The organism is Streptomyces sp. DSM 110735, assembly GCF_016482685.1.
Lineage (GTDB): Bacteria > Actinomycetota > Actinomycetes > Streptomycetales > Streptomycetaceae > Streptomyces.
Genome location: NZ_JACYHF010000017.1, coordinates 16,739 through 37,185, shown reverse-complemented (window position 1 = coordinate 37,185; position 20,447 = coordinate 16,739). Strand labels below are relative to the sequence as shown.

Genomic DNA, 20,447 nt, shown 5'->3' with positions numbered 1-20,447 from the left:
CGTGGAGAACCTGATCGCGCCGCTCATCGCGGCGCCCCTGCTCGGAGCCGCCGTGCTCCTGCTCGGCGGTCGGCGCCTGGACCGCGTCGGCCACTGGATCGGCACCCTGCTGTCCACCGCCTCCTTCGTCATCGGTCTGGTCCTGTTCGCCGGGCTGCTCGGCAAGGACGCCGAACACCGCACGCTGATCCAGCACTTGTGGACCTGGATCTCGGTGGGCGACTTCCACGCGGACGTCACCTTCCGGCTCGACCAGTTGTCGATGACGTTCGTCCTGCTGATCACCGGCGTCGGCTCGCTGATCCACCTCTACTCCATCGGATACATGGAGCACGACGAGCGGCGGCGCCGCTTCTTCGGCTACCTCAACCTGTTCCTCGCGGCGATGCTCCTGCTGGTCCTCGCCGACAACTACCTGCTGCTGTACGTCGGCTGGGAGGGCGTCGGTCTCGCCTCGTACCTCCTGATCGGCTTCTGGCAGCACAAGCCCAGCGCCGCGACCGCCGCGAAGAAGGCGTTCCTGGTCAACCGCGTGGGCGACATGGGTCTGTCGATCGCGATCATGCTGATGTTCACCACCTTCGGCACCTTCGCCTTCGGACCGGTCTTCGACCACGCCAAGGACGCCTCCCAGGGCAGGCTCACCGCCATCGCGCTGATGCTGCTGCTCGCCGCGTGCGGCAAGTCCGCCCAGGTGCCGCTGCAGTCCTGGCTCGGTGACGCCATGGAGGGCCCGACCCCGGTCTCCGCCCTCATCCACGCGGCCACCATGGTCACCGCGGGCGTCTACCTCATCGTCCGCTCCGCCGCGATCTTCAACGGCGCCCCGGACGCCCAGCTCGTGGTCACCGTGGTCGGCGCGGTCACGCTGCTGTTCGGTGCGATCGTCGGTTGCGCCAAGGACGACATCAAGAAGGCGCTGGCCGGTTCGACCATGTCGCAGATCGGCTACATGGTCCTCGCGGCGGGACTCGGACCCATCGGCTACGTCTTCGCGATCATGCACCTGGTCACGCACGGATTCTTCAAGGCCGGGCTGTTCCTCGGCGCCGGTTCGGTCATGCACGGCATGAACGACGAGGTCGACATGCGCAAGTACGGCGGTCTGCGGAAGTACATGCCGATCACGTTCGTCACCTTCGGGCTCGGCTACCTCGCGATCATCGGCTTCCCGGGTCTGTCCGGCTTCTTCTCCAAGGACAAGATCATCGAGGCGGCGTTCGCCAAGGGCGGCACCGAGGGCTGGATCCTCGGCGGCGCCGCCCTCCTGGGCGCGGCGATCACCGCGTTCTACATGACGCGCGTGATGCTGATGACGTTCTTCGGCGAGAAGCGCTGGCAGCCCACGGCATCTGATAGCGGCTCCGCCGCGGGGTCAGGCCACGAACCGCACCCGCACGAGTCCCCGCGCACCATGACGATCCCGATGATCGTGCTGGCGGTCGGCTCGGTCGCGGGCGGTGCCTTCTTCGACGTGGGCGACCGCTTCCTGCACTGGCTGGAGCCGGTCACCGGGCACGCCGAGGGCGACTCCCCGCTGAGCGCGCTCACCGTCACCGGCGCCACCATGGTCTGCCTGGTGATCGGCGTGGGTCTGGCCTGGGCGCAGTACGGCCGCAAGCCGGTCCCGGCGCTCGCGCCGCGCGGTTCGCTGCTCACCCGGGCGGCCCGCCGCGACCTGTACCAGGACGACTTCAACCACGTCGTCCTCGTCCGCGGCGGCGAGCACCTCACGCGCTCCCTGGTCTACGTCGACCACACCCTGGTGGACGGCGTGGTCAACGGCACGGCCGCCGGGTTCGGCGGTCTGTCCGGGCGGCTGCGCCGGGTCCAGAACGGCTTCGCCCGCTCCTACGCGGTCTCGATGTTCGGCGGCGCGGCCCTGCTGGTCGCCGCGACCCTGCTGATGAGGGCGGTCTGATACCGATGTCCTTTCCCCTGCTGACAGCGACGGCGGTACTCCCGGCCCTCGGGGCCGTCGCCACCGCCGCCGTACCGGCGCGGCGGCGCACCGCCGCCAAGTGGCTGGCGCTGCTCGTCTCGCTGGCCACGCTCGCCCTGGCGATCGTCGTCCTGGTCCGCTTCGACCCGGGCGGCGCGCGCTACCAGCTCACCGAGTCCCACGCCTGGATCAAGGACTTCGGGGTCCGCTACGACCTGGGCGTGGACGGCATCGCGGTGGCGCTGATCGCGCTGACCGCGCTGCTGATGCCGTTCATCGTGCTGGCCGGCTGGAACGACGCCGACCCGCTGGAGACCGGCAGCAAGCGGTGGCGCCCCACCCAGGGCTTCTTCGCGCTGATCCTGGCCGTCGAGGCGATGGTGATCATCTCCTTCGAGGCCACCGACGTCTTCGTCTTCTACATCTTCTTCGAAGCCATGCTCATCCCGATGTACTTCCTCATCGGCGGCTTCGGGGACCGTGCGCACCAGCACGGTGAGGTGGCGGCGTCCGCGCAGCGCTCGTACGCGGCCGTGAAGTTCCTGCTCTACAACCTCGCCGGCGGTCTGATCATGCTGGCCGCGGTGATCGGGCTGTACGTGGTCGCCGGGAGCTTCAGCCTCCAGGAGATCGTGCAGGCACGCGCGAACGGCTCGCTGCACATGGCGACGAGCACCGAGCGCTGGCTGTTCCTCGGCTTTTTCTTCGCCTTCGCGGTGAAGGCGCCGCTGTGGCCGCTGCACACCTGGCTGCCCAACGCCATGCAGGAGTCCACCGCCCCGGTCGCCGTCCTCATCACGGCGGTCGTCGACAAGGTGGGCACCTTCGCGATGCTCCGCTTCTGCCTCCAGCTCTTCCCGGAGGCGTCGAAGTGGGCGACCCCGGTGATCCTGGTCCTGGCCCTGGTCAGCATCGTCTACGGCGCGCTGCTCGCGGTCGGGCAGCGGGACATCAAGCGGCTTGTGGCGTACGCGTCGATCTCGCACTTCGGCTTCATCGTGCTCGGCATCTTCGCGATGACCAGCCAGGGCCAGTCCGGCGCGACGCTCTACATGGTCAACCACGGCATCTCGACCGCCGCGCTGATGCTGGTCGCCGGGTTCCTGATCTCCCGGCGCGGCTCGCGGCTCATCGCGGACTACGGCGGCGTGCAGAAGGTCGCCCCGGTGCTCGCGGGCACCTTCCTGATCGGCGGTCTGGCGACCCTGTCGCTGCCCGGACTCGCGCCGTTCGTCAGCGAGTTCCTGGTCCTGGTCGGCACGTTCACGCGCTATCCGGTGATCGGGATCATCGCCACGTTCGGCATCGTCCTGGCCGCGCTGTACACGCTGGTGCTCTACCAGCGGACGATGACGGGTCCGGTGAAGCCCGAGGTCTCCGCGATGCCTGACCTCAGGGTGCGCGAGGTGCTGGTCGTGGCCCCGCTGATCGTGCTGCTGGTCTTCCTGGGCGTCTATCCCAAGCCCCTGACGGACGTCGTCAACCCGGCGGTCAAGCAGACCCTGTCCGACGTACACAAGAAGGACCCCAAGCCCGCGGTGGAGGCGGCCAAGTGAGTGCGACAGCCGTCCACAGCCTGTGGACAATGGCGGCGGACCCGATCCCGAAGATCGAGGCGCCGAAGATCGAATACGGACAATTGTCGCCGACGCTCATCGTGCTCGGCGCCGCCCTGGTCGGCGTGCTGATCGAGGCGTTCGTCCCGCGCCGCTCGCGCTACTACGCCCAGGTGTTCGTCTCGGCCGTCGCGCTGTGCGCCGCCTTCGCGGCGGTCGTCGCGCTCGCGGCCGGGGGATACGGCACCACGAAGGCGCACGTCGCGGCGATGGGCGCGATCGCGGTCGACGGACCGGCGCTCTTCCTCGAGGGCACGATCGTGCTGGCCGGTCTGGTCGGTCTGTTCACCTTCGCGGAACGGCGCCTCGACCCGGCGGCGCACGGCAACCGGGTCGATTCCTTCGCGGCGCAGGCGGCGGCCGTGCCGGGCGGCGAGGGCGAGAAGGCGGCCGTGAAGGCCGGGTTCACCACCACCGAGGTGTTCCCGCTGCTGCTCTTCGCGATCGCCGGGATGCTGGTCTTCCCGGCGGCCAACGACCTGCTGACGCTGTTCGTGGCTCTGGAGGTCCTCTCCCTCCCGCTGTACCTGCTGTGCGCGCTGGCCCGCCGCAAGCGGCTGCTGTCGCAGGAAGCCGCGGTCAAGTACTTCCTGCTCGGCGCGTTCGCCTCCGCGTTCACGCTGTTCGGCATCGCCCTGCTGTACGGCTACGCGGGCTCGGTGTCGTACACCCGCATCGCGCAGGTCGTCGACGGCACGGTCAGCGGGGTCGACCCGGCGCTCGCGGACACCATGGGCAACGACGCGCTGCTGCTCATCGGCATGGCGCTGCTGGTGATGGGACTGCTGTTCAAGGTGGGCGCGGTGCCGTTCCACATGTGGACGCCGGACGTGTACCAGGGCGCGCCGACCCCGGTCACCGGCTTCATGGCGGCCGCGACCAAGGTCGCCGCGTTCGGCGCGCTGCTGCGGCTGCTCTACGTGGTCCTGCCGGGGCTGCGCTGGGACTGGCGCCCGGTGATGTGGGGCGTGGCCATCATCACGATGCTGGGCGGCGCGATCATCGCCATCACCCAGACCGACATCAAGCGCCTGCTCGCGTACTCGTCCATCGCGCACGCGGGCTTCATCCTCGCGGGCGTGATCGCCACCTCGCGGAACGGTGTGTCCTCTGTCCTCTTCTACCTGGCCGGGTACTCCTTCGTGACGATCGGCGCCTTCGCCGTGGTCACCCTGGTCCGCGACGCGGGCGGCGAGGCGACCCACCTCTCCCAGTGGGCGGGGCTCGGGCGCCGTTCCCCGCTGGTGGCGGCGGTCTTCGCGGTCTTCCTGCTCGCCTTCGCCGGCATCCCGCTGACCAGCGGCTTCGCCGGTAAGTTCGCGGTCTTCCGGGCGGCGGCGGAGGGCGGCGCGGCTCCGCTGGTGGTCATCGGTGTGCTCTCCTCCGCCATCGCCGCCTTCTTCTACATCCGCGTGATCGTCCTGATGTTCTTCAGCGCCCCGAAGCCGGACGGTCCCACGGTCGCCGTCCCCTCCCCGCTGACGACCATGGCGATCGCGATCGGTGTGGCGGTCACGGTGGTCCTGGGCGTGGCACCGCAGTACTTCCTGACCCTGGCGAACCAGGCGAGCGTGTTCGTGCGCTGATCCGACACGCCGCTGCCCGGTACCCCGCTCTTCACGTGGGTGCCGGGCAGCGGCGTGGTCGGTGGGCGTTCAGCCCGCGTTCCGGGGTCGCGTCCTGATCTTGGTGAGGTCCAAGTCCATCGGGAAGGGCATGTCGACCTTCATCCGCTCCCGGAAGATTCCGACGCTGACGTAGGCGCCGGTGGCCGGTTCCAGTTCGAAGGCATGGACGACGGCGCGGTCCTGCTCATCCTCCACTCGCCAGTAGTAGGGGATCTTCGCGCGGGCGTATTTCAGCGGCTTGGTCTCGCGGTCCCGGGAGACGGAGTCCTCGGAGACGACCTCGACGGCGAGGACGATCGTCTCCGCCGGGAAGCGAGTCTGACCGGAGACCGTCCACGCCTCCGCGTGCAGCACGATGACATCCGGTTCGGGCCGGTTCTGCCGGTCGATGTCGATGGTGAATTCGCGGAAGACCTCGAACTCCGATGGCGCCAAGGACTGCAGTTGCCACTTGAAGAAGTCGACAACTCGCTCGTGAAAGGTGGTCTGCGGACTCACGAAGACCAGGCTCCCGTCGATCAGCTCCGTGTGCGGAGGAAGATTCGGAAGCCGGTCCAGGTCGTCGGCGGTCCACCCGCCCTGGGGCGGGGTCGGCCAGGCGGGCGTGGACGCCTTCGGTGCGACGCTCATCAGTGCTCCCATGGGACGGAGTCTCGCCGGGTGCGTCCAGAGTATCGGCGGAAAACGGGCGGGTCTCCCGTGAACGTGTGAACGAGAAGTCGTGTCGTTGACGATTGCCACAGGCATATGCGGCGCCCGGAAGCTGCGGGCCTGTGGATAACCGTCGGCGCTGTCGGTATGGGCGCCTATGGTGGTGGTCGTGGTCGGTGAGCGGCACGGGCTCCGAGTGGGACAGGTGGGATCGACGAGATGGCAGTGGTGACCGAGGGGCCGGGTGCGGACGCGAGTGAGGCGTTGGCCATGCTCCACCGGGTCTTCGGGTACGACTCCTTCCGGGGCGAGCAGGAAGCGATCATCGAGCATGTGGTGGCGGGCGGCGACGCCCTGGTCCTCATGCCGACCGGTGGCGGCAAGTCGCTGTGCTACCAGATCCCGGCGCTGGTCAGACCGGGCACCGGTGTCGTGGTCTCGCCGCTGATCGCGCTCATGCAGGACCAGGTGGACGCGCTGCGCGCGCTCGGTGTGCGGGCGGGGTTCATCAACTCCACGCAGGACTTCGACCAGCGCCGCACGGTCGAGGCCGAGTTCCTCGCCGGTGAGCTGGACCTCCTCTACCTCGCCCCGGAGCGGCTGCGCGTGGAGGCCACGCTCGACCTGCTCTCCCGGGGAAAGATCTCCGTGTTCGCCATCGACGAGGCGCACTGTGTCTCCCAGTGGGGTCACGACTTCCGCCCGGACTACCTGAACCTCTCGCTGCTGGGCGAGCGCTGGCCGGACGTGCCCCGGATCGCCCTGACCGCCACGGCCACCCGGGCGACCCACGAGGAGATCACCCAGCGGCTGAACCTCCCCGCTGCCCGCCATTTCGTCGCCAGCTTCGACCGGCCCAACATCCAGTACCGGATCGTCCCCAAGGCCGACCCCAAGAAGCAGCTCCTCGCCTTCCTGCGCGAGGAGCACGCCGGGGACGCGGGCATCGTCTACTGCCTCTCGCGCAACTCCGTCGAGCGCACCGCCGAGTTCCTCACCGCCAACGGCATCGCCGCGGTGCCGTACCACGCGGGTCTGGACGCGGCGACGCGCGCCGACCACCAGTCCCGCTTCCTGCGCGAGGACGGGCTGATCGTCGTCGCCACCATCGCCTTCGGCATGGGCATCGACAAGCCGGACGTCCGCTTCGTCGCCCACCTCGACCTGCCCAAGTCCATCGAGGGCTACTACCAGGAGACCGGTCGCGCGGGCCGCGACGGACTGCCCTCCACCGCCTGGATGGCGTACGGCCTCAACGACGTCGTCCAGCAGCGCAAGCTGATCCAGTCCGGCGAGGGCGACGAGAACTTCCGCCGCCGCGCCGCCGCCCACCTGGACGCGATGCTCGCCCTGTGCGAGACCGCCCGCTGCCGCCGCGGCCAGCTCCTCGCCTACTTCGGCCAGGAGCCCGGCGCCGAGGCGTGCGGCAACTGCGACACCTGTCTGACCCCGCCGGAGACCTGGGACGGCACCGTCGCCGCGCAGAAGGTCCTCTCCACCGTGGTGCGCCTCCAGCGCGAGCGCGGCCAGAAGTTCGGCACCGTGCAGATCGTGGACATCCTGCTCGGCAAGCGCAGCGCCAAGGTGATCCAGTTCGACCACGACCAGCTCTCCGTCTTCGGCATCGGCGAGGACCTGAGCGAGGGCGAATGGCGCGGTGTCGTACGCCAGTTGCTCGCGCAGGGGCTGCTGGCGGTCGAGGGCGAGTACGGCACGCTGGTGCTCACCGAGGAGAGCGGCGCCGTGCTGCGGCGCGAACGCGAGGTGCCGCTGCGCAAGGAACCGAAGCGACCCACCACGGCTCGTTCCTCCGGCAGCCGGGGCGAGCGCAAGGGCAGGACGGCTGCCGCCGAGCTGCCCGCCGAACTGGTCCCCGTCTTCGAGGCGCTGCGCGCCTGGCGCGCCGAGCAGGCGAAGGAACAGGGCGTCCCGGCGTACGTCATCTTCCACGACGCCACCCTCCGCGAGATCGCCACCGCCCGCCCGACCTCGGTGCGCGAACTCGGCACGATCAGCGGAGTGGGCGAGAAGAAGCTCGCGACGTACGGCGAGGGGGTGCTGGCGGTGCTGAACGGGCAGCCGGGGGCGGAGAGTTCGGGCGCTGCCGGGTCCGCGGAACCCACCGCACCGGCTCGGTCCGCCAGGACCGCCGCGCCCGCCGGACCGGTCGACCACGACGACCCCTGGCCCGGCGACGACGAAGAGCCCTACTGGGACTAGGGCCCGTCCGGCGGCTCACGCCAGCGCCGTCAGCCCCGGTGCGAAGGTGATCAGCAGGGGCAGCAGCGGGACCAGCGCTGCCACCGCCGTGGTCAGCGCGCGCTGCCTGCGCAGCAGCCGGGGCGGCGGCTGAAGGAGCCGGTCGACGCGCTCGCCGAGCAGGCGGCGGCTGGAGGCGCAGGACAGCACGCCCCGGTGCTGGTTCAGCTCGATCAGGGCCAGCGCGGTGGTGAGGTGACCGCAGCGCCGGGAGGCGGTGTCGTCGGCGGCGAGTTCCACCAGCCGGTGCGTCTGGTCGCGGAAGTGCGCGAAGAGCGGCACGCGCGGGAAGCCCGTCGCCAGCGCGCTCGACAGATGCAGCAGCCAGTCGTGGTGGGCGCGGGCGTGACCGCGCTCGTGGGTGAGCACCGCGTCGAGCTGGGGGTCGGTGAGCCGGTGCAGCGCCCCGGTGGTCACGACCAGGCGGGGCGGATGCCCGGGCAGCCACCAGGCGTCCGGGTACTCGTCCTCCAGGACCAGCAGCGGTCCGCGCCCCGAGGGGAGCCCGGCGGGCAGCTCCGGGGCACGCTCGTCCAGATGCGCCCGGGTCACCCCGCGCCGCCGCCGCACCTCGGTCAGCTCGCGCGCCAGCATCGCGGTGGTCCAGGCGGCTCCCGAGGCGAGCAGCACCGTGAGGACGGCGGCCCAGGGCGGCGCCGCCGAGAGGTCGTACGCGGCGGTGACGGCGGGCGGCGCGGGCGCGAACACATGGTCGCGGACGGTGTGGAAGACCGCCGCCGCGCCCAGCACCAGCGCGGTCAGACAGCACAGCAGCACGGTGGCGACCAGGCACTGCCACACCCACAGCGCCACCACGGGCTCCCGGTCGGGCCAGGCGGCCCGGACGAGCGCGCGGGGCGCGGGCAGGGCGGCCGTCAGCGCGACGGCGCTCAGCAGGAGCAGGCAGACGGTCATGCCGGGGCTCCGGTTCCTGGTGGCCAAGGTGCGGGGCGGTGGTGCGTGTTACGCCAGTATGACGCCGGAAGAGCCGTCCGTCAGTCGTCCCGGGGGCCGAACGGGGAAGCGGAACGGCCCGGTTGGGACTTCCGCGCCGCCGCCCCCGTCTCAGCGCCCCCGGCAGCCTCCGCTCACCTTCCCACCACGCGCCCGCTCACCTCGCCCAGCCCGATCCGGGTGCCGTCCGCGCCCGGCGCCCACGCCGTCAGCGTCACCACGTCGCCGTCCTCCAGGAACGCCCGCTTGCCGTCCGGGAGTTCCAGCGGATCGCGCCCGTTCCAGGTCAGCTCCAGCAGCGAGCCGCGCTGGTTCTCGGCGGGTCCGCTCACCGTGCCGGAGGCGTAGAGGTCGCCGGTGCGCAGGGAGGCGCCGTTGACCGTGAGGTGGGCGAGCTGCTGCGCGGCGGTCCAGTACATGGTGGAGAAGGGGGGCTCGGAGACGACCTCGCCGTTGACGGCGACCGAGATGCGGAGGTCGTAGCCGCCGGGCTCGGCGTGGGAGTCGTCGAGGTAGGGGAGCAGGGGGTGCGTGCGCTCGGGGGGTGCCACGCGGGCGTGCTCCAGCGCCGCCAGCGGGGTGATCCACGCCGACACCGAGGTGGCGAAGGACTTGCCGAGGAAGGGACCGAGGGGGACGTACTCCCACGCCTGGATGTCGCGCGCGGACCAGTCGTTGAGGAGGCACAGCCCGAAGACGTGCTCGCGGAACGCGGTCAGCGGCACCGGCGTGCCCTGCGCGGAGGGGGTGCCGACCACGAAGCCGACCTCCGCCTCGATGTCCAGCCGGACCGAGGGTCCGAAGACGGGCTCGGGGTCGCCGGGACCCTTGCGCTGCCCCGAGGGACGTACGACATCGGTGCCGGAGACGACGACCGTGCCCGCGCGGCCGTGGTAACCGATGGGCAGATGCTTCCAGTTGGGGGTGAGCGAGTCCGCGGCGTCGGGGCGGAAGATGCGGCCGACGTTGCGGGCGTGGTTCTCCGAGGCGTAGAAGTCGACGTAATCGGCCACCTCGAAGGGGAGGTGGAGCCGGACGTCCGCGAGCGGGTGGAGGTGGGCTTCCACGGTGGCGCCGTGAGCGGGGTCCGTGACCCAGGTGGTCAGGGCGCTCCGCACCCGCGACCACGCCTCCGGTCCGGCGGCGAGCAGCGGGTTCAGCGTGGGGCGCGCGAGCAGGTCCGCGTCCGGGGAGCCGAGCGCCGCGGCGACCGCGCCCGCGTCGAGCACCCGGTCGCCGAGCCGGACCCCGACCCTCCGTTCGGCGTCGTCGGAGGGCGAGAACACGCCATAGGGAAGGTTGTGCGGACCGAAGGGGTCGCCCTCGGGGACGTCGAAGGGGGGCATGGGTGCCGCCTCGCTCTCATCCGGGCCGTGCCTGGTGTGGCCAACCATGTGGTCGGCCCACACGTTACGGGCGGGACCGCTGTCTTGGCAGCACTGTGCAGCGCGTTGACGAGCGGTTCCGTGGTCGTTTCGGGTGCCCGCCGTGGAGTTGTCCGCCCCATGACTAAAGAGTTCGCAATGTCCGAATAGCTCTTGTCGGAGGGAAGTGTTCCGGCTTAGCGTCCTGTGGGGGACACGGGCGGGGTGGGTCCGGTCCAAAGGGGGGACACGTGGGGGGACGACCCGTGGCCGGAAGCCGCACGCCGGTCCAGGTGGACCGTGAAGTGCCCGGTCTCATAGTCAAGTTCGGCGGCTATCCGCTGCACCACGGCGGGGTCGGCGCGATCCGCAGTCTCGGCAGGCTGGGCGTGCCGATGTACGCGATCACCGAGGACGCCTACACCCCTGCCGCAGCCTCCCGTTATCTGAAGCGGGCGTTCGTCTGGCCGACCACGGGAGCCGAGGAACCGGAGCACCTCGTCGAGGGGCTGCTGCGGATCGGGCGCCGGATCGGGCGCCCCACGGTCCTGATCCCGACCGACGAGGAGGCCGCCGTCCTCATCGCGGAGCACCAGGACGCGCTGGCCGGACCGTTCCTCTTCCCGCGCGTGGACCCCGCGCTGCCCCGCCGCCTTGCCAGCAAGCAGGGGCTGCACGAGCTGTGCTCGGAGCACGGGATCGCCGCCCCGGTGACGGTGTTCCCGCGCTCGTACGCTGAGATAGCCGAGTTCGCGGAGCGGGCGCGCTTCCCGGTGGTGGCCAAGAACCGCGAGGCGTTCGTCCGGCGCAGCCGACCTGCCGTGGGCGGCACGACCCGGATCGCCACCCGCGCCGGTCTGCTCGACCTCGCCCGCGACTGGGGCGAGGACCCCGGCGTCATCCTCCAGGAGTATCTGCCGAGGGAGTCCGCCGAGGACTGGATCGTGCACGCCTGCTTCGACGCCGACGCGAGCCCGCTCGCCCTCTTCACCGGGGTCAAGGTCCGCTCCTGGCCACCGCACGCGGGGATGACGGCGCACGCGTACGTGGTGGACAACCCCGAACTCGCGGACATGGCGGCGCGGTTCATCAAGGAGATCGGCTTCAGCGGGGTCGTCGACCTGGACCTGCGCTTCGACCGGCGCGACGGGCGGTACAAGCTCCTGGACTTCAACCCCCGGATGGGCGCGCAGTTCCGGCTCTTCGAGAGCGACTCCGGCATCGACGTCGTCCGCGCCCTGCATCTGAACCTCACCGGGCGCCCCGTGCCCGAGGGCGCGCAGCGCTCCGGGAACCGGTACGTGGTGGAGAACATCGACCTGCCCGCGCTCCTCGCCTACCGCCGCAGCGGCTACACCACGCCGCACGCCCCGGCGCGGGCGAGCGGCACCGAGCTGGCGTGGCTCGCGGCGGACGACCCGATGCCGTTCGTCACCATGCTGGCCCGCTTCGTGCGTCCGGGCGCGAAGCATCTCTACGCGCTGTGGCGGACCAACCGCCGCGGCGGCACCACCTGAACCCGCGGCGGCGAGTCCGTACGGCGGCGATTCCCCGCGGCGGGAACCCCGCCCGGCGGGAACTCCACGCGGCGGCAACGCGAGAGCAAGGCGAAGCGGCAAGGCCACGAGGGTGGCGCGAGCGCGTCCTGGGAGGGACTTCGTGATTCGACCGGTTGCAGTCGTCGGGGCAGGACCGTTCGGTCTGTCCACCGCGGCCCATCTGCGGGCACGGGGGCTGCCCGTCCGTGTCTTCGGCGACCCCATGGTGAGCTGGCGCGACCACATGCCCGAGGGGATGCTGCTGAAGTCGACGCCCGCCGCCTCCAGCCTGGACTGCCCCCAGCCGGGGCACACCCTCGCGGACTACTGCGACGCGGCGGGGATACGGCGCCTGGTCACCGACGAGGACATCATCCCGGTGGAGACCTTCATCGCCTACGGGGAGTGGTTCCAGCGCAAGCTGGTGCCCGATCTGGAGCAGGTCCGGGTGGTTTCGGTGGAGCGGGCGCAGGGCAGCGGGGACTTCGAGCTGAAGCTGGACTCGGGGGAGGCGTTCCAGGCGCGCGCGGTGGTGGTGGCGACCGGTCTCTCCGGGCTCGCCCATCTGCCACCCGAGCTGGCGGGCCCGGCGTCCGCCGCCCTCGGCCCGACCGCCCCCGTCTCCCATGTCTCCCACGTCTACGAGCACCACGACCTCGGTCGCTTCTCGGGCAAGGAGCTGATCGTCGTCGGCGCGGGGCAGTCCGCGCTGGAGACGGCGGCGCTCGCCGCCGAGGCGGGCGCCCAGGTCCGGGTGGTCTCGCGCGGCCGGGGCAAGGTCGCCTTCGGCGCGCCGCCCTGGGAGCAGCCCCGCTTCCGTCCCGAGTCGCCCTTCGGCCGCGCCTGGTCCCTGTGGGCGCTCAGCTACCACGCCGACCCCTACCGCCACCTGCCCGACCCCGTCCGCCACCACCTCGTCCGCCGGGTCCTCGGACCGCTCGGCGCGTGGTGGCTCCGCGACCGCTTCGAGGGCAAGGTGCAGGTGACGGAGGTCGAACGGGTCCTCTCCACCGAGATCTCCGACGGCGCCCCGCTCCTGAAGGTCCGCACCCACGGCGGCCGCACCGAACACCTCACCGCCGACCACGTCATCGCCGCCACCGGCTACCGCGTGAACGTCTCCGCGATGGACTTCCTCGGCCCCACCCTCCGCACCCGCCTCACCACCACCCGAGGCACCCCCCGCCTCGGCCCCGGCTACGTCTCCTCCATCCCCGGCCTCTACTTCACCGGCCTCCCCGCCGCCTCCTCCTACGGCCCGGTCATGCGCTTCGTCTGCGGCACGGAATTCGCCTCCCCACGCCTGGCGAAACACCTGGCTGCGGCACACGGGTAGGCGCCGCGGGTCCACGAGTCTCGCCGCTCCCTGGACCCGCCCTTAGGCCGCGCCTTGGCCGTACCGGGCGGTTCCTGGGCTGCGCCCTGGTCACGCCGGGCCGTCCCAGAGCTGCGTCCTGGCTGTGCCGGAACGCCGCCCGTTGGGCTGTTCTCGCTCGCGTTTCGGTGGCGGCTGGTCGTCTCCCGGCAGCGCCCGGCCAGGCCGCACCCGGCCGCGTTGCGGCAGCCTCCCGTTGTGCCCCGGGCGTGCTCTGGTCGCGCCGGACTGCGCTCCGGTGGCTCCGCGGCTGCACCTCGATTGTGCCCGGCAGACCTGCCCCGACCGGGGGACCAGCGATGCCCCGGCTGCACTGGGCCGCGCCCCAGTGCCCCCTCGGCGGTCGCTCGGCTGCATTCCGGTCGCGCCCCCGCTCGCCCACCAGCAGAGCCGTACCCGTACGCGGACACCTCGCGGCAGCCCCCGGGCACCCGCCCCTCCGCAACTCCCGTACCCCGCACCTGAGTCGGAGACCACCCCCGTCCGTATTCTCTGATCATGGCCGCACCTCCCCTTCCCGCACTCATCGCCACCGACCTGGACGGGACGCTGTTGCGCGGTGATGACACCGTTTCGGCGCGGTCACGGGCAGCGCTTGAGGGGGCCGCGCGGGAGGGGGCGCGGCATCTCGTGGTGACCGGGCGGCCGGTGCCGAGGGTGCGGGGGCTGCTGGCGTCGCTGGGGGCGGGCGGGCTCGCGGTGTGCGGGCAGGGGGCGCAGGTGTACGACGCGGGGACCGGGCGGATGCTGTGGTCCGTACGGCTGGACCGGGAGCTGGCCGAGACCGCGCTCGGGAAGATCGAGGCGGAGGTCGGCCAGGTGTACGCCGCCGTCGACCAGGACGGCGTGGACGGACTCACCCTCATCGAGCCCGGCTATCTGATGCCCCACCCCACGCTGCCCGCCGTACGGGTGGACCGGCGCGACGACCTCTGGCGCGCGCCCATCAGCAAGGTGCTGCTGCGCCACCCCGACCTGTCCGACGACGAACTCACCGGGACCGCCCGCTCGGTCGTCGGCTCGCTGGCCACGGTCACCATGTCCGGACCCGGCACCGTCGAGCTCCAGCCCTGCGGCATCACCAAGGCCACCGGACTCGCCCTGGCCGCCGAGCACCTGGGTCTCGGTCGCGCCGACACCATCGCCTTCGGCGACATGCCGAACGACATCCCCATGTTCCAGTGGGCCGCCCACGGCGTCGCCATGGCCAACGCCCACCGCGAACTGCGCGCGGTCGCGGACGAGATCACCCTCTCCAACGAGGACGACGGCATCGCGGTCGTCCTGGAGAGGGTGTACGGGCTCCGGCCCGAAGGACAGGAGAAAGGGGCGGGGCGCCCGTAGGTGCGTCACCTACGGGCGCCCCGCCCCGACGAACGTCCCTGCGGCCTAGTACGGACCGTTGACGTTGTCGATGGAGCCGTAGCGGTGCCAGGCGTAGTTGCACGCGGCCGTGATGTTCGCGACCGGGTCGTACGGGTCGAGGGAGGTGCCCGCCACGTGGTACGCGGTGAAGGTCGGGTCGATGACCTGGAGCAGACCCTTGGACGGGGTGCCGTTGACGGCGTTGATGTCCCAGTTGTTGATGGCGCGGGGGTTGCCCGAGGACTCGCGCATCACGTTGCGGTAGATGCCGTTGTAGGTGCCCGGGATGCCCTTCTGGCTCATGATCGCGAGGGACTCGCGGATCCAGCCGTCGAGGTTGTTCGCGTACCCGGCCGGAGTCGTCACGGCGGCCGAAGCGGAGGCCGGCGCCGCGGCGGGGGCGGCGGAGGCGCTGGTGGCGCCGATGAACGGAATCGCGAGCACGGCGGCACCGGTACCGGTGACGGCGAGCGTACGGAAGACGCGCTGGGCGCGGGCACGGCGCGGCTGAGCGGCAGCAGACATGACACGTTCCTCTCCGGCGCCTGCGAGGTGAGCTGTCGGGTTCGGGCGGGGAGGTGCCCGGCCGCTCACATCCGTGTCCGTGGGACACGAACGCTCCGTGCCCGATGGACACGAAGTCGCGGCTTCACCCCGAGCCGTTGCCGGGTCGACGCGCGTCAATCAACGCGCGTCGACCCGTCCCCGGCGGCCTACCTGGTTCCCCCGCTCCTGCCGTACGAAATGAGTTCGTCGAGTGGGTGTGTCGGGCCCGGCAGGATTCGGCGTCGCCCGACGGGCCGGAACGTATGCGAGAGCAGATGTCGGGAACAAGTGCCGGATTCACATAAAGCCATGGTTGATCTTGACTTGTCCCGAATGGGGTACTTGATCCTTTGAGCTCATTGGCGCTCAACTGGCCCATGAAGCAAGGCGAGCGGGGTAGTGGGGACCTGTCGGTCGCCGTAGGGGGTCTGGTGACCCAACTCACGAAACCGCAAAATACGCAAAGTCAGACATGAGTGATTAGGTGGATTTGATCCGTCTGTGGGTATTAGGGAGTGTCGGTCCGGTCGGATGCGGAACCTCAGGGGTGGTCCCGTTCGTTGGACCGGACGACCCCCTCCGCAGGGGGTCGGACGAGGACCCGCCCGGCGCGCCGACTGCCGACAGCAGGCGCATCGTCCTGTTAAGTCGATGAATGTCCGTCCATGTCCGCCAAAGAAGAAGACGACCGCTGTGACCCGATACCTCCCGTGGTGGCCCGGTGGGTGATAGCGGTGATGGAAACGCGACCGGATACGCTGATCCGAGTGATGGCAGCGACCTATCGACAAACCGTGTAGTCGCCAGCAGACACCAGCAGACAGGAGACCCCTCGTGACCGTCGGCGAGCCGTTCGGGCTGAGCGTGCGGGACCAGGCACTGGAAGCCGATGTCCAGGCCGGATTGACGGCTGTCGAGGAGGGCCTGCTAGAGGCCACCAAGAGCGAGGTCCCCTTCATCACCGGAGCCGCGCAGCACCTCGTGCGGGCCGGCGGCAAGCGGTTCCGTCCCCTGCTCGTGCTCCTCGCCGCCCAGTTCGGCGACAAGTACGCCCCGGGCATCGTGCCCTCCGCCGTCGTCGTCGAGCTGACCCACCTGGCCACGCTCTACCACGACGACGTCATGGACGAGGCAGCCGTGCGCCGCGGCGTGGACAGCGCCAACACCCGCTGGGGCAACTCGGTCGCGGTCCTCACCGGAGATTTCCTCTTCGCCCGCGCGACGCAGATACTGGCCGACCTCGGCCCGGAGGCCGTGCGCGTCCAGGCGCTCGCGTTCGAGCGGCTGGTCACCGGTCAGATAATGGAGACCGCGGGTCCCATGGACGGCCGCGACCCGGTCGAGCACTATCTGGACGTGCTCTCCGGCAAGACGGGCTCCCTGGTCGCCGTCTCGTGCCGGTTCGGCGCGATGATGTCCGGCGCCGACGAGACCGTGGTGGACGTGCTCACCCAGTACGGCGAGCGCCTCGGCGTCGCCTTCCAGCTCTGCGACGACGTCCTCGACATCGCCTCCGACACCCGGGAGTCCGGCAAGACCCCCGGCACCGACCTGCGCGAGGGCATCCCCACGATGCCCGTGCTCCGGCTGCGCGAGCGCGCCGCCCGCCTCGGCGCGGCGGACGACGTCGCGCTGTGCGAGCTGCTCGACTCCGACCTCACCGACGACGACCGGCACGCCGAGGCGCTGGCCGCCCTGCGCACCCACCCCGCCCTGGAGCAGGCCCGCCGCGACGCCGTCCGCTATGCGGAGGAGGCCCGCGCCGCGCTGGCCCCCCTCACGGACTGCACGGCCAAGTCGGCCCTGCTCGAACTGTGCGACGCGGTGGTGCACCGCACCGGCTGACCGGGCAGACGTACGACGCGGACGTACGACACGGGGCGGTACGGCCCGTACGACCCCTACGGGTCGGGCGGGAGGTACCGCCCCGTGCGTCATACCGCAGGTGTACGCCGAGTTGGCTCCGTGGACTGACGTGTTCACGCGGCCGGTTTGGTCTGATGGTGACCACGGAAACCACCACTCCTCACCGATTCGGGTGAGAATGGCGGCTGGGTGGATTACAGCGAGGGGCAGCCGCCGCCGACACGGAGGTAAGGCACACATGGCACCGTACGCATCCGACGACACCAGGGGCACCGCACCGGACGAGAACCCGCGGTCGGGCCGTCGCAAGGCCGTCCGGTACGTCGTCCCGGTCGCGGTGACGGGGGTGGCCGCGGCCACGATCGGACTGGTCCCGGCACTCGCCGACTCCGGTGACCCCGATCTGCCGAAGATCAGCGCACAGCAGCTCGTGGAGAAGATCGCCCGCTCGGACGTCCAGCAGTTGTCCGGCACGGTGAAGATCAGCACCGACCTCGGTCTGCCCGACCTCGGCGGTCTGGAGAGCAGCCTCGGCTCCGGCAGCGGCGGCCACGACGGCGGCTCATCCGCCGACCCGAGCAGCAAGGTCACCGAGCTGGCCTCCGGCACCCACACCCTGCGCGTGGCCGCCGACGGACCGGACAAGCAGAAGCTCTCGCTGCGCGAGCGCGGCGCGGAGTACAGCCTGATCCACGACGGCAAGGACGTCTGGGGCTACGACAGCGCAAGCAACGAGGTCTTCCACGGCACCGCCGAGCAGCACGAGCACGGCAAGCAGCGCGAGGACGAGCGGCAGGGCACCCCGCAGGACTTCGCCAAGAACGCCCTGAAGGCGGTGGACGACACCACCTCCGTGACCGTGGCCGGCACCGAGCGGGTCGCCGGGCGCGACGCCTACAAGCTGCAGATCAAGCCCAAGCAGCAGGGCAGCACGGTCGGCGCGGTCACCATCGCGGTGGACGCGAAGACCGGCACCCCGCTGAAGTTCACGCTCACCGCGAAGAGCGGCGGCAAGCCCGTCGTCGACACCGGCTTCACCCAGGTCTCCTTCGCCAAGCCGCCCGCCTCCACCTTCGACTTCACCCCGCCCAAGGGCGCGAAGGTCACCGAGGAGAAGGACTCCGGCAAGCGGGAGCACGCCGCGGGTCCGGGCGCGCTGTTCGGCGGTGCGGCCCAGGGCGGCAAGACCATCGGCAAGGGCTGGACCAGCGTCGCCACCTTCGACACCGGCGCCAAGGGCGGCATGCCCTCCGGCTCGGCGGGCGGCTTCCTCGGCTCGCTCGGCGACCAGGTGAGCGGCGACTTCGGCAAGGGCACGGTGTTCTCCACCCGCCTGGTCAACGCCCTGATCACCGACGACGGCAAGGTCTACGCGGGCGCCGTCACCAAGCAGACCCTGCTGAAGACGGCCAACGCCGAGCACTGACCGGTCCGCTTCCGCGGAGGACGAGGATGAGTGGGGAGCCCATGAACGAGCCGTCCTCCGCGGAAGCGCCCGGGAGATCGCCCGGGAGGTCCGAGGTCGGTTCCCCGACCTCGTCCGACGCCGGTCCGGTGATCGCCACCCGCCGTCTCACCAAGCGCTACGGCGGTCAGCTCGCCGTGGACGGGCTCGATCTGAGCGTCCCGGCGGGCAGCGTGTTCGGGTTCCTCGGACCGAACGGCTCGGGCAAGACCACCACCATCCGGATGCTGATGGGTCTGATCGAGCCGACCTCCGGCACCGCCCACGTCCTCGGTCGCCCCATGCCCCGTTCCACCCGCGCCGTACTGCCCCAGGTCGGCGCGCTCATCGAGGGTCCGGCTCTCTACGGCTTCCTCTCCGGGCGCGACAACCTCCTGCGCTACGACGCCGCCGACCCCACCGCCGACCCCCGCACCCGGCGCGCCCGGGTCGCCGCCGCCCTGGAGCGGGTCGGTCTCGTCGCCGCCTCCGGCAAGAAGGCGAAGGCGTACTCCCTCGGCATGAAGCAGCGCCTCGGTCTCGCCGCCGCCCTGCTCCAGCCGCGCCGACTGCTGGTCCTGGACGAGCCGACCAACGGGCTCGACCCCCAGGGCATGCGGGAGATCCGTACCCTCGTGCGCGAGCTGGCCTCCGACGGCACCACTGTGTTCCTCTCCTCCCACCTCCTCGACGAGATCGAGCAGGTCTGCACGCACGCCGCCGTGATGAACCGGGGTCGTCTGGTCGTCCAGGGCGCGGTGGCCGAGCTGGCCGCCGGGGCGCACGGGCGGCTCGTGGTGAGCACCCCGGACCCGGTCGACGCCGCCCGGGTGCTGAAGGAACAGGGCGTCGCGGACGTCGCCGTGGAGGGCGAGAGGGTGACCGGCGCGCCGCCCGCGCGGGACCTCGCCGAGGTCAACGCGGCCCTGGTGACGGCGGGCGTCCGCGTCCGCGGCTTCACGCTCGAACGCGCCTCGCTGGAGGACGCGTTCGTGGCACTGACCGGAGAGGGTTTCGATGTCGCGGGCTGAACCGGCGTACCGGGTCACGCGCCCCCTGTGGACGCTCGGGCTGCTGCGCAGCGAGCTGGTGATCACGGTGCGCCGCTGGCGTACCCTCGCACTGCTCGCCGTTCTCGCGGCCGTACCCGTACTGATCGGGATCGCGGTCAAGGCCGAGACCAGCGACGGCGGATCGGCCGGAGGAGGCGGCGGGGGACCTGCCTTCCTGTCGCAGATCACCAACAACGGACTGTTCCTGGTGTTCACGGCGCTCGCCGCGACGCTGCCGTTCTTCCTGCCGATGGCCGTCGGCGTCGTCGCCGGGGACGCCATCGCGGGCGAGGCGAGTGCGGGCACCCTGCGCTATCTGCTGGTCGCCCCGGCGGGACGCACCCGGCTGCTGCTGACCAAGTACGCCACCGTCGTCGCCTTCTGCCTGCTCGCCACGCTCGTCGTCGCCGTCACCGCGCTGATCGTCGGCGCCCTGCTCTTCCCGTTGGGCGACGTCACCACCATCTCCGGCACCCGGATCTCCTTCGCCGACGGCATCGGGCGCGCCCTGCTGATCGCGCTGGTCGTCGCCGCGTCCCTGACCGGCGTGGCGGCGCTCGGTCTGTTCGTGTCGACGCTGACCAACAGCGGGATCGCGGCGATGGCGACCACGGTCGGGCTGCTCATCACCGTCCAGATCCTCGACCAGTTGCCCCAGTTGCACGCCCTCCAGCCGTACCTCTTCTCCCACTACTGGCTGTCCTTCGCCGACCTGCTGCGCGACCCCGTCCCCTGGGAGGACGTGTGGCGCAACCTGGGCCTGCAGGGGCTGTACGTGGCGGTGTTCGGCGCGGCGGCGTGGGCGCGGTTCACCGCGCGGGACATCGAGGCGTAGGCGCTCTTCGGC

15 protein-coding genes and 1 riboswitch are annotated in these 20,447 nt (G+C 71.1%); of the genes, 11 read left to right on the top strand and 4 right to left on the bottom strand.

Annotated features, from left to right (window positions below; translation table 11 throughout):
- Nucleotide 1: 1 nt before the first annotated feature.
- The 3 genes from nuoL to nuoN are packed head-to-tail and all read left to right on the top strand — an operon-like array spanning nucleotide 2 to nucleotide 5,144.
- Nucleotides 2-1,921 (top strand): NADH-quinone oxidoreductase subunit L, encoded by a 1,920-nt coding sequence (gene nuoL, locus IF655_RS23260; RefSeq protein ID WP_199587040.1) that lies wholly within the window; start codon nucleotides 2-4, stop codon nucleotides 1,919-1,921.
- Nucleotides 1,922-1,926: 5 nt separating this feature from the next.
- On the top strand, nucleotides 1,927-3,498 hold the full coding sequence (locus IF655_RS23255; protein WP_199587039.1) for an NADH-quinone oxidoreductase subunit M: 1,572 nt from the start codon (nucleotides 1,927-1,929) through the stop codon (nucleotides 3,496-3,498).
- Entirely contained in the window at nucleotides 3,495-5,144 is a 1,650-nt protein-coding gene (gene nuoN, locus IF655_RS23250; protein ID WP_199587038.1) for an NADH-quinone oxidoreductase subunit NuoN, read from the top strand. Before IF655_RS23255 ends, nuoN begins: the two co-directional genes overlap by 4 nt.
- A 69-nt stretch (nucleotides 5,145-5,213) precedes the next feature.
- Here nuoN and IF655_RS23245 read toward each other — a convergent pair whose 3' ends face one another.
- Nucleotides 5,214-5,816: a Uma2 family endonuclease gene (locus IF655_RS23245; RefSeq protein ID WP_199587037.1), complete on the bottom strand. Its 603-nt coding sequence runs from the start codon at nucleotides 5,814-5,816 to the stop codon at nucleotides 5,214-5,216.
- Between the two features lie 240 nt (nucleotides 5,817-6,056).
- Here IF655_RS23245 and recQ point away from each other — a divergent pair, with 240 nt between their 5' ends.
- The gene (recQ, locus tag IF655_RS23240; RefSeq protein ID WP_199587036.1) at nucleotides 6,057-8,057 is read left to right on the top strand and encodes a DNA helicase RecQ; all 2,001 of its coding nucleotides are present in this window, start codon (nucleotides 6,057-6,059) and stop codon (nucleotides 8,055-8,057) included.
- Between the two features lie 15 nt (nucleotides 8,058-8,072).
- Here the strand turns inward: recQ and IF655_RS23235 are convergent, their stop codons facing one another.
- Together IF655_RS23235 and fahA are read right to left on the bottom strand one after the other, a co-directional pair.
- Nucleotides 8,073-9,011 (bottom strand): M56 family metallopeptidase, encoded by a 939-nt coding sequence (locus tag IF655_RS23235; protein ID WP_199587035.1) that lies wholly within the window; start codon nucleotides 9,009-9,011, stop codon nucleotides 8,073-8,075.
- Nucleotides 9,012-9,184: 173 nt separating this feature from the next.
- Nucleotides 9,185-10,396, bottom strand: coding sequence for a fumarylacetoacetase (gene fahA, locus IF655_RS23230; protein ID WP_199587034.1), 1,212 nt, complete (start codon nucleotides 10,394-10,396; stop codon nucleotides 9,185-9,187).
- Nucleotides 10,397-10,665: 269 nt separating this feature from the next.
- On the opposite strand from fahA, the gene IF655_RS23225 reads away from it, so the two are divergent.
- The 3 genes from IF655_RS23225 (at nucleotide 10,666) to IF655_RS23215 (ending at nucleotide 14,671) form a co-directional block, all read left to right on the top strand.
- On the top strand, nucleotides 10,666-11,931 hold the full coding sequence (locus IF655_RS23225; RefSeq protein ID WP_307815027.1) for an ATP-grasp domain-containing protein: 1,266 nt from the start codon (nucleotides 10,666-10,668) through the stop codon (nucleotides 11,929-11,931).
- Between the two features lie 142 nt (nucleotides 11,932-12,073).
- Entirely contained in the window at nucleotides 12,074-13,288 is a 1,215-nt protein-coding gene (locus tag IF655_RS23220) for an FAD-dependent oxidoreductase (protein ID WP_199587033.1), read from the top strand.
- Between the two features lie 537 nt (nucleotides 13,289-13,825).
- Complete coding sequence (locus IF655_RS23215) at nucleotides 13,826-14,671, top strand: HAD family hydrolase (protein WP_199587032.1); 846 nt, start codon at nucleotides 13,826-13,828, stop codon at nucleotides 14,669-14,671.
- A gap of 45 nt (nucleotides 14,672-14,716) precedes the next feature.
- On the opposite strand, the gene IF655_RS23210 is transcribed toward IF655_RS23215, so the two are convergent.
- Nucleotides 14,717-15,217 carry a transglycosylase SLT domain-containing protein gene (locus tag IF655_RS23210; RefSeq protein WP_199587031.1) on the bottom strand — a complete coding sequence of 167 codons (501 nt, stop codon included), beginning with the start codon at nucleotides 15,215-15,217 and terminating at the stop codon, nucleotides 14,717-14,719.
- Between the two features lie 2 nt (nucleotides 15,218-15,219).
- Nucleotides 15,220-15,458, bottom strand: a riboswitch (cyclic di-AMP (ydaO/yuaA leader).
- A 614-nt stretch (nucleotides 15,459-16,072) separates the two neighbouring features.
- On the opposite strand from IF655_RS23210, the gene IF655_RS23205 reads away from it, so the two are divergent.
- The 4 genes from IF655_RS23205 to IF655_RS23190 all read left to right on the top strand — a co-directional run bounded on the left by IF655_RS23205 (nucleotide 16,073) and on the right by IF655_RS23190 (nucleotide 20,435).
- Nucleotides 16,073-17,083 carry a polyprenyl synthetase family protein gene (locus IF655_RS23205; RefSeq protein ID WP_199587030.1) on the top strand — a complete coding sequence of 337 codons (1,011 nt, stop codon included), beginning with the start codon at nucleotides 16,073-16,075 and terminating at the stop codon, nucleotides 17,081-17,083.
- A gap of 259 nt (nucleotides 17,084-17,342) precedes the next feature.
- A complete protein-coding gene (locus IF655_RS23200) occupies nucleotides 17,343-18,530 on the top strand; it encodes a DUF2092 domain-containing protein (RefSeq protein ID WP_199587029.1) in 1,188 nt (395 codons plus the stop codon).
- 41 nt (nucleotides 18,531-18,571) lie between these two features.
- Nucleotides 18,572-19,579 (top strand): ABC transporter ATP-binding protein, encoded by a 1,008-nt coding sequence (locus tag IF655_RS23195; protein ID WP_199587132.1) that lies wholly within the window; start codon nucleotides 18,572-18,574, stop codon nucleotides 19,577-19,579.
- The gene (locus IF655_RS23190; RefSeq protein WP_199587028.1) at nucleotides 19,566-20,435 is read left to right on the top strand and encodes an ABC transporter permease; all 870 of its coding nucleotides are present in this window, start codon (nucleotides 19,566-19,568) and stop codon (nucleotides 20,433-20,435) included. Before IF655_RS23195 ends, IF655_RS23190 begins: the two co-directional genes overlap by 14 nt.
- Nucleotides 20,436-20,447 lie beyond the last annotated feature (12 nt).